The 8,225-nt window shown below is 65.1% G+C and carries 5 protein-coding genes; 2 read left to right on the forward strand and 3 right to left on the reverse strand.

Annotated elements, in window-relative coordinates; translation table 11 throughout:
- The first annotated feature begins 48 nt into the window (after window positions 1-48).
- A complete protein-coding gene (locus C8J42_RS18890; protein ID WP_133021371.1) occupies window positions 49-2,307 on the forward strand; it encodes a beta-glucosidase in 2,259 nt (752 codons plus the stop codon).
- A 333-nt stretch (window positions 2,308-2,640) separates the two neighbouring features.
- Window positions 2,641-3,873 carry an MFS transporter gene (locus C8J42_RS18895; RefSeq protein ID WP_133021372.1) on the forward strand — a complete coding sequence of 411 codons (1,233 nt, stop codon included), beginning with the start codon at window positions 2,641-2,643 and terminating at the stop codon, window positions 3,871-3,873.
- Here the strand turns inward: C8J42_RS18895 and C8J42_RS18900 are convergent.
- The 3 genes from C8J42_RS18900 to C8J42_RS18910 form a co-directional block, all read right to left on the reverse strand.
- Window positions 3,870-4,685 (reverse strand): glycoside hydrolase family 16 protein, encoded by an 816-nt coding sequence (locus C8J42_RS18900; RefSeq protein ID WP_133021373.1) that lies wholly within the window; start codon window positions 4,683-4,685, stop codon window positions 3,870-3,872. The genes C8J42_RS18895 and C8J42_RS18900 overlap by 4 nt on opposite strands.
- A gap of 16 nt (window positions 4,686-4,701) precedes the next feature.
- Window positions 4,702-6,315 carry an adenylyl cyclase gene (locus C8J42_RS18905; RefSeq protein WP_133021374.1) on the reverse strand — a complete coding sequence of 538 codons (1,614 nt, stop codon included), beginning with the start codon at window positions 6,313-6,315 and terminating at the stop codon, window positions 4,702-4,704.
- Between the two features lie 239 nt (window positions 6,316-6,554).
- Window positions 6,555-7,220, reverse strand: coding sequence for a DUF6445 family protein (locus C8J42_RS18910; protein WP_243644621.1), 666 nt, complete (start codon window positions 7,218-7,220; stop codon window positions 6,555-6,557).
- Window positions 7,221-8,225 lie beyond the last annotated feature (1,005 nt).

The raw sequence follows: 8,225 nt of genomic DNA on the forward strand, positions 1-8,225 counted from the left end.
GGACGACCGCCTTCGAGAGCGGTCGCCGCATCGGGAAAGGACGCAAGAATGTCGAACAGGTTTCGCGGGATGCTGCTGGGGGCGTCGCTGCTTGCACTCGCAGGGGCTGTCGATGCTCGGGATGCGGGCAAGCCCGGCACCACGATCGTCGCCAGTGCCGATGCGCGCGCGCGGGCCCGGGCTATCGTCGCGCGGATGACGCTCGACGAGAAGATCGCGCTGGCGCACGGGCTGTTCCCACCGATGGCCGCCGGCAAGACCGCCAGTGAACTGATCCCGTCGGCCGGGCATATCGACGGCATTCCGCGGCTTGGCATCCCGTTGGTGCGAGAGAGCGATGCGTCGCTCGGCGTCGCGAACCAGGTCGAACAACGCAAGGGCGACGTCGCTACCGCGCTACCGTCGAGCCTCGCGACCGCGGCGAGTTTCGACGTCGCGATCGCGCGTGCGGGCGGCACGATGATCGGCGCGGAGGCGCGCGCCAAGCGGTTCAATGTGCTGCTGGCGGGAGGCGTGAACCTGACGCGTGACCCGTGGAACGGGCGTAATTTCGAGTATCTGGGCGAGGACCCATTGCTGGCGGGGGAGATGGCTGGCGCGCATATCGCCGGGGTGCAGTCGAACCACATCGTGTCGACCGTGAAGCATCTTGCGCTCAACGCGCAGGAGACCGGGCGGATGGTGGTCGACGCGCGGCTCGACGAGGCGAGCCTGCGGATGAGCGACCTGCTCGCCTTCCAGATCGCGATCGAAAAGGGGCGGCCGGGATCGGTGATGTGCGCCTATAACAGGATCAACGGCGACTGGGCGTGCGAGAACCGACACCTGATGACCGACGTGCTGAAGCGCGACTGGGGCTATCGCGGTTGGGTGATGAGCGATTGGGGCGCGGTGCATTCGACCGCCAAGGCGGCGAATGCGGGGCTCGACCAGCAATCGGGGCAGGAGCTCGACAAGGCGATGTATTTCGCTGCCCCGCTGAAGGCTGCGGTCCAGTCTGGCGCGGTGCCGGTCGCACGGCTCGACGACATGATCGCGCGCTATCTGACTGGGCTTATCGAGACCGGCGCGTACGATAATCCGGTCCCGGCTACCGCGCAGGTGCCGCCCTATGCCGCGCATGCCGAGGTCGCGCAGCGCGCTGCGGAGGCGGGCATCGTGCTGCTCAAGAATGACGGCGACCTGTTGCCGGTGGCGCGGACAGCCAGGCGCATCGTGGTGATCGGTGGGCGGGCAGATGTCGGCGTACTGTCGGGCGGCGGATCGAGCCAGGTCCGCTCGGTCGGTGGCGCACCGATCGAGATTCCGCTGACCTCGGGCGCGGCGATGTCGTTCGCGCGCTACACCTATCACGCGTCGTCGCCGCTGAAAGCGCTTCAGGCCGCGCTGCCGGGTGCAACCGTGACGTTCGTCGACGGAAAGGACGTCGGGGCAGCGGCTGCTGCGGCGCGAACGGCGGACATCGCGATCGTGTTCGCGACACAGTGGACGACCGAGGCGCAGGACGTACCGAATTTGTCGCTTCCCGATAACCAGGATGCGCTGATCGCCGCGGTCGTCAAGGCCCAGCCGAGAACGGTCGCGGTGCTCGAAACCGGCGGGCCCGTCCTGATGCCGTGGATCGGATCCGTCCCGGCGGTGCTCCAGGCCTGGTATCCGGGCCAGCGTGGCGGCGAGGCGATCGCCGACATCCTGACGGGCAAGGTCTCTCCGTCCGGCCGGCTGCCGATCACCTTCCCCGCCGCGGCATCGCAGGCGCCGCGCGTTGCACCGGTCGGGCTGGACCGGCTGACGTCGGTCGAGGCGCAGGCCGCGGCAAACCCCGCGAACGCATCGACCTTCCAGCTCGAGAGCTTTCCGGTCGATTATGTCGAAGGCGCGAACGTCGGCTATCGCTGGTACGAGAAGCAGGCGCAGCGTCCGCTCTTCGCGTTCGGGCACGGGCTGAGCTACACCAGTTTCGCCTATCGCAATCCGGTAGTGACGGGCGGGCGATCGCTGAACGTCACGTTCGAGGTCACCAACACCGGCAAGCGGGCAGGGGCGGACGTCCCGCAGATGTACGTCGCGCGCGACGGTTCGGCCACGCCGATGCGGCTCGCGGGCTTTGCGCGTGTGACGCTGAAGCCGGGGGAGACGCGGCGAGTCACGCTGACCGCCGAACCGCGCATTGTCGCCGATTACGACACGACGCTGCCCGGCTGGCGGATTGCGGGGGGTGCTTACCGGGTGGCGCTCGCGCATGATGCGCAGGACCGGGCGTTGGTTGTTACGACCACGCTCGATGCGGCGACGATGAAGCCGTAGTCTTTTCTCTGTCCGGGTCCGAAATCCTCCCCCGCCAGGGGGAGGTGGCTGGCGCTTGCCAGACGGAGGGGGCGGTACGCGATGAACTATCGTTCCGTGTCCTCGCCCTCCGTCACTTTCAGCGCCACCTCCCCCTGGCGGGGGGGATTGAAGAGACTGGCAACCGTCACCGTACGCTTGCCCTCGATACGCATGTTTCCTCGCGAAGGCGGGGATTTAGCCTGAGCTCCCGCCTTCGCGGACGAACAAGGAACGCGCTAAATTATCCTGACTCGGTAATTAGCGGGTATGAGCGCGGTTGCCTGTCCGGCTCGGACCGGCATAGGTGGACGAATGGCGCGTCTACCCGTTTCCCGTGACGTCTTGCCCACCCCCGTCCGCCGCTCCACCGGTTTCCTGCTCGTCTTCGCGCTTGCCTATGTCGGTGGGGTCGTCGGCTATCTCCCGCTGCTGACAATGTTGCTGCCGATCAAGGTCGACGCGGTCGTTACCGCGATCGGGGGTGCGGGGCGGCTCGACGTTCTTACCGTGATCGTCGTTACGGGGGCTCTGGCGGCGAGCGTGTCGAACATCGCGTTCGGGTGGCTGAGCGATCGATCGGTCGCGCGGGGCGGGGGGCGCCGGGGCTGGCTGGCTGGGGGCTTCGTGGCGACCGCGATCGCCTACGCCGCGATGGCTGTCGCGAGTACGCCGATCGCGCTGATCCTCGCGGTCGTCGCGTTCCAGGTGGCGGTTAACGCGGTGCTCGCGCCTCTGCTCGCGATCATGGCCGACGAAGTGCCGGATACACAGAAAGGCTTGGCCGGCGGCCTGCTCGCGATGGCGAGTCCGGTGGCGTCTGCCTTGGCGGCGCTGCTGGTGGCGACCGCGTCGCTGAACGAGACGCTGCGGCTTGCGATCTTGCCGGTCGTGGTCGCCTGCTGCATCGTTCCGCTGTTGCTGACACCGGCGCAACCGATCGCGCGAATCGATCCGAGATCGCCGATCGAGGCGGTGCTGCGCCGGGATCTGGCGCTCGCGTGGAGCGCACGGCTGTTCGTGCAAGTCGCTGGCAGTGCGCTGTTCGTCTATCTCTTCTACTATCTCGAAAGCATCGCCCCGTCGGTGGCGCCGGGCAGTATCGCGGCGCGGATGGGGATGGTGATGATCGTCGGGTACACCGTGCCGCTGCCGATCGCGGTCCTGGTCGGACGGCTGGCTGATCGTTCCGGGCGGACCAAGCCGTTCCTGTTCGCCACCACCATCGTTGCTGCGTCCGGACTGTGTGGCATGGCCTTCGCCAATGACTTTACAAGCGGCGCGGTCGCATTCTGCGTCTATACCGCGGGGGCGTCGGTGTTCCTCGCGCTGCACGCGTCGTTCGCCATGCAGTTGCTGCCGAACCCACTGCACCGCGGACGTGACCTGGGACTGCTAAATCTGACCAACACGCTGCCGGGGCTGCTCGGGCCGACGCTGACCTGGGCGCTCGCGACGCCGACCGATTTCGATGCGGTGATGCTCGTGCTCGCGGCGCTGACACTGTGCGGCGGCGGGATCATCCTCGCCGCGCGCGGCCGACACTAGCGGCGCCAGTAGCGGACGTAATCGACCGCCATGCGCTGCGGGAAGGCGGCGTCGTCGATTCCCTTCTGGCCACCCCAGTCGCCGCCGACCGCGAGGTTGAGGATCAGTTCGTACGGACGCGTGAACGGCCAAGCCGCCTTGCCGCCAGGCTGATTGTTGGCGACCCGCATGACCGCGCGGCCATCGACGCCGATGGTGATTGCATCCGCCCGCCAGTCGAGCTGATAGCGGTGATATGTGGTGCACGCCGTTGCGACCTGTGTCTGGGCGCCACGCTGCGTACCCTTGACGTGATTGAAGGCGGCGGTGTGCAGAGTCGCGTGGACGGTGCCGGCATCCCAGCCGACCATTTCCATTACGTCGATCTCGCCTTCGTCGGGCCATTTGCCGCCTGACGGCAGCAGCCAGATGGCCGGCCAGCTGCCGCGACCGCACGGCAGCTTCGCACGGACTTCGTAAAAACCGTAGCCGCGGGGCTCGCGAGAGACGAGCTTGGCGGAGGTGTACGCCTGGCCGCCCCAATCGGCGAACTTCGATCTGTCCAACGTCTCGCGCCGGGCCTCGATTACCAGCGCGCCGTCTTCGATGCGGGTGTTTTCGACGCGGTCCTTTGCGTAATATTGCCGTTCGTTATTATACCAGCCTTCGGTGTTGCGCGACACGTCGAAGCGCCATTTGGTTTTGTCGACCGCCTTGCCGTCGAACTCGTCGGCAAAGCTCGGTTTTTCCTTGGGCGCGACCATCGGCGCGCTGGCGCTGTAATTGGTCGCGCCCAGGGTAGCGGCTTGCGCGGCGAGTAGCAGCAGGATCATCGGATGGCCCTTTTCGTCATGGATAGCGTGTCAGCGTCTGGCGAACCGCGCCCGGTCGCGCGGCGGCGCCTGCATCGTTGACCAGATGCGCGATCGTACCCTGGCCGGTGCCGAGCGAGATGGTCGTTATGCTGGCAAAGCGAACGCCCGGTCGCCGCGGTGCCTCGATCGCGCTGTCCAGCACGATCGAGGGGTCGGCGGTAAAGTTGGCGTAGATGCCGAGGCCGGTCGCCTCGTGCGACGTGACTGTGTCCGCGACCTTGTACGCGGCCCAGCCTCGCGTCTTTCCCGCCTTATAAGCGGCCTGGTTCGGCGGGTCATAGGGCAGTTCGCACTGGTAGAAATTGGTCCGGCCGCGTTCGCCGTTCCACGTCACCTGGTATTTCTGGAAATGCTCGACGAAGAGGCCGTGAATGGTCACGTCGTCACCGTTGACGATGAGCCCCTGGTCGGCGGTGCTTTCGGTCCAGCCGACATGCACGCGTCCGCCATCGCGGTTGCCGTGGTCGGCGCGCCAGATCCAGAGATGATCACCGATCACGTGGTGGCTGTTGATCTCCAGGCAGGTCTGCGCCTTGCCCACAGTCTCGCCGCCGACCCGGAAGAAAAGGTCGGCGAGCAGGGTCGGGTTGCGGCTGTGGTCGTGCTTGGCACCGCGGGGACCGACCTGGATAAGTACCGGCGTTTCGACCGGCCCGGCGTCGATCAGCAGGCCGGCGATCGCGACACCCGGCACGTCCGCGACGACGATCGCCGCGGAACCCTGTTCGACGAGCAGGGTCGCCAGTCCCAGACCCAGCACCACCGTTCCGGCATGTTCGATTCGCAACGGCTCGCGGATGCGGTAGATACCGGGGGTGAGCAGAAGATGCTTTCCCTTGGCCAATGCCGCGTTGATCGCCGACACGGGCGTATCGGGATGGGCGATCAGGAACCGGGACAGCGGAATGGACGTGCCCGCGGGTGCGCCGCCGGCCCAGCTCGTCCCGCGCGTGTCGCGTCGCACGGCAGGGACGAAGACCGCCCATTCCCCTAAGCGCGTGATGTGCAGGAAAGGCTTCTCCCTTATCAAGGCCACCGTCTGCAGGCTGGTATAAGGCGGCTCGGGGAAACTCGTCGGCGGGGCGCCCTCGACGCCCGCGAACATCATGTTCCAGTTCGATCCCCGCCACCCGCCGATATGGCTGTTGCGGGTGAACCATTGCTGTTGCGTACCCGAGCGCACGGTTCCGTCGATTTGGCAGTCCGCCATGAACCCGCCGCTCGACCAGCCGCCATCGTCCAGCGCTAGGTCGCCGTTTAGATGCACGCGGCGATAAGGTGCGGCCTGCGACACCGCCCAGCGATCCGCGCCATCGGTGGGGCGCACCGAAAGGTTCTCTACGCCGCGCCAGAAATTGACGAGCGCCATGCCCTTTGCCCAGTCCGCTTCGGCATGGACGTGCCCGTCGATCGCGACGTCGCCGGGCAAAGGGCCAAGCCCTGCGACTTGCGTGAAGAACCCGACGTTCACGTCGATCGAATAGCGCCCCGGCTTGAAGAGAATCGCATGACGCGCGTCCGTGAAATGCGCGCGTTCCTGTTCGCGGAAGATGGCGTCTACGCGGGTCTGTACGACGTCTGCTGGCATGGCGGGGTCGACGATAAAAACGTTGGGGCCGAAATCCGGCGAGGCTGGACTTGCGGATGCGGCAGCGGTTGGGAACGCAGCGACGAGACCCGTTCCGCCAAGTCCTTCGAGAAACGCCCGGCGCGTGTGGTTCAAGGCTGGCCTCCCCAGTATATGCTCCGGAACCGTCGCAGCGTGGTGCGGGCGCAGTCCGGTAGCGCGACCGGGTTAGGCCAAGTGAACCCGTGGCTCAACCGCCCTCATTCGATCGCGAGGAATGCGGTGATCGTCAGTCGCCCAACCGCTGGATCGGCGGATAGTGGCGCATCGCGTGCGATCGCGCCGCTGTGCAGGACGTAGCTTCGATACAGCAAAGCGCGATTATAGGCCGCATCGACCAGCGCCGTGCGTTCGAACAGCGCCGTATCGCTGGCGATATACCCGTCGGGCGGCGTCGCTGCGACTTCGTGGCCGAGGTGCTCGAAAAATGCGGGCGCGCGCGTCTCGTCGATCGTCTCGAACCCGGTCTTGCGATGTCGGAAAAACGCCGTACCTTCTCGGATCGTCGGCGAGAGGTAATGGATCAGCGCAATCCGGTCGCGCCCGTACGCGTCGACATGGGGCAGGCGTTGCCGAATATCGAGCGCTTCGGGCGTGGTCGTGACCATCGAGAATTGCGCATCGACGACGCGGATGCGGCGGTATGGTCCGAACTCCCGCCCCAGGGCGCGTGCGACCACGGGAAGTTGATCGCGCAGATACGTATCGGGAAGGGCCGCGCGGATGCCGGGATAGTGCTGCCCCGCGGGGACGAACGCGGCCTCAGCAGCCGCTGCGCGCAACCCATCGGGATCGCTGACAAAGCCATCGATGACGATGAGTGGTTCGGCTTCGCCACCGATATGCCGTCTGGTGATACTACGCATGGTCATGGCTCATCGTCCGTTATCGGTGTTTGACGCAGCACAACGCAAGGGCGTCGTTGATCCGTGGCCAACCTAAGACGGTCCCAAATCGGCATGTAGGATCGCTTCGTAGTTCGGCTCGAGCGGAGAGTTCGTCATATGCGTGCCATTACCGCAGCGCTCATCAGCGTGAAACCAACCGAAGATGGCTTCCGAGAGGGCGATATACAGCGCTTAGTTGCCCGTGGCGCGAGCATCGTTACGACCTAGCGTCACAGATCCAACCGCTCGCGCGCCGGCTCGCGAAGGAACTTGCTTACTTCATTGATTAAAAAACAGCCGAACTTTATCGCATCTATGAATCACCACACCTGACGACTGAGATAATAACGTAGTGCGGCGTCAATTTGCCGTACGGTACCGATTTTAATATTCATGCAATTTTTGTATATTTGCCGTCTGCCGGCCTCCCATTTCGGGAAGCTTGCTCCTTTTCGAGCGCACAAAAGCGCCGGGCGATATCAGCTATTTCGAACCGCCTATCGTAATTCATCGGTTCGTAAGCGGCGGCGAGGTAGGCTCGTGCAAGATCGAGCATCTGCCCGAGCGAAGCCCTCGCGCCAGGGTACGTTAGATAGGCTCGGGTTTCAGCCTCAGAGACCTCCGTTTAAGGGGGTGCCAAGCAACTCATTAATTGTGAGTTTCGGCACCCCCCGGTCCGGGTCAGCGAGAAGCTGACGGCTCATTGAAGGCAAAATCAATGTGAATGGACGACCGGTTTCGGGAGGCGGCGGAAAGGGCGTGAATGTGCAAAAGTGGGTCCTTCCCTCGACACTGGACGTAGCTCGGTGGCTTCCGGCCTTACCAGGCTCGTCTGTCGGCATGTCTAGGGTCAGGACTCGTTGATCAAAGCCAGAAGATGACGGTGGCAGGTAAGCGCGGTCTGAGGGCCGCCTTGCAGGCGGAGCGTTCAACGGGTTGATGGCAGCTCTTTGAACGGGGCCGTAATGTCGGACGAGACTATCG

This window comes from Sphingomonas sp. PP-CE-1A-559, from assembly GCF_004340965.1.
Lineage (GTDB): Bacteria > Pseudomonadota > Alphaproteobacteria > Sphingomonadales > Sphingomonadaceae > Sphingomonas.

Excerpts from the sequence above, each read along its gene's own strand:
- C8J42_RS18890 (WP_133021371.1), top strand. The coding sequence starts at position 49 with ATGTCGAACAGGTTTCGCGGGATGCTGCTGGGGGCGTCGCTGCTTGCA.
- C8J42_RS18895 (WP_133021372.1), top strand. The coding sequence starts at position 2,641 with ATGGCGCGTCTACCCGTTTCCCGTGACGTCTTGCCCACCCCCGTCCGC.
- C8J42_RS18900 (WP_133021373.1), bottom strand. The coding sequence starts at position 4,685 with ATGATCCTGCTGCTACTCGCCGCGCAAGCCGCTACCCTGGGCGCGACC.
- C8J42_RS18905 (WP_133021374.1), bottom strand. The coding sequence starts at position 6,315 with ATGCCAGCAGACGTCGTACAGACCCGCGTAGACGCCATCTTCCGCGAA.
- C8J42_RS18910 (WP_243644621.1), bottom strand. The coding sequence starts at position 7,220 with ATGCGTAGTATCACCAGACGGCATATCGGTGGCGAAGCCGAACCACTC.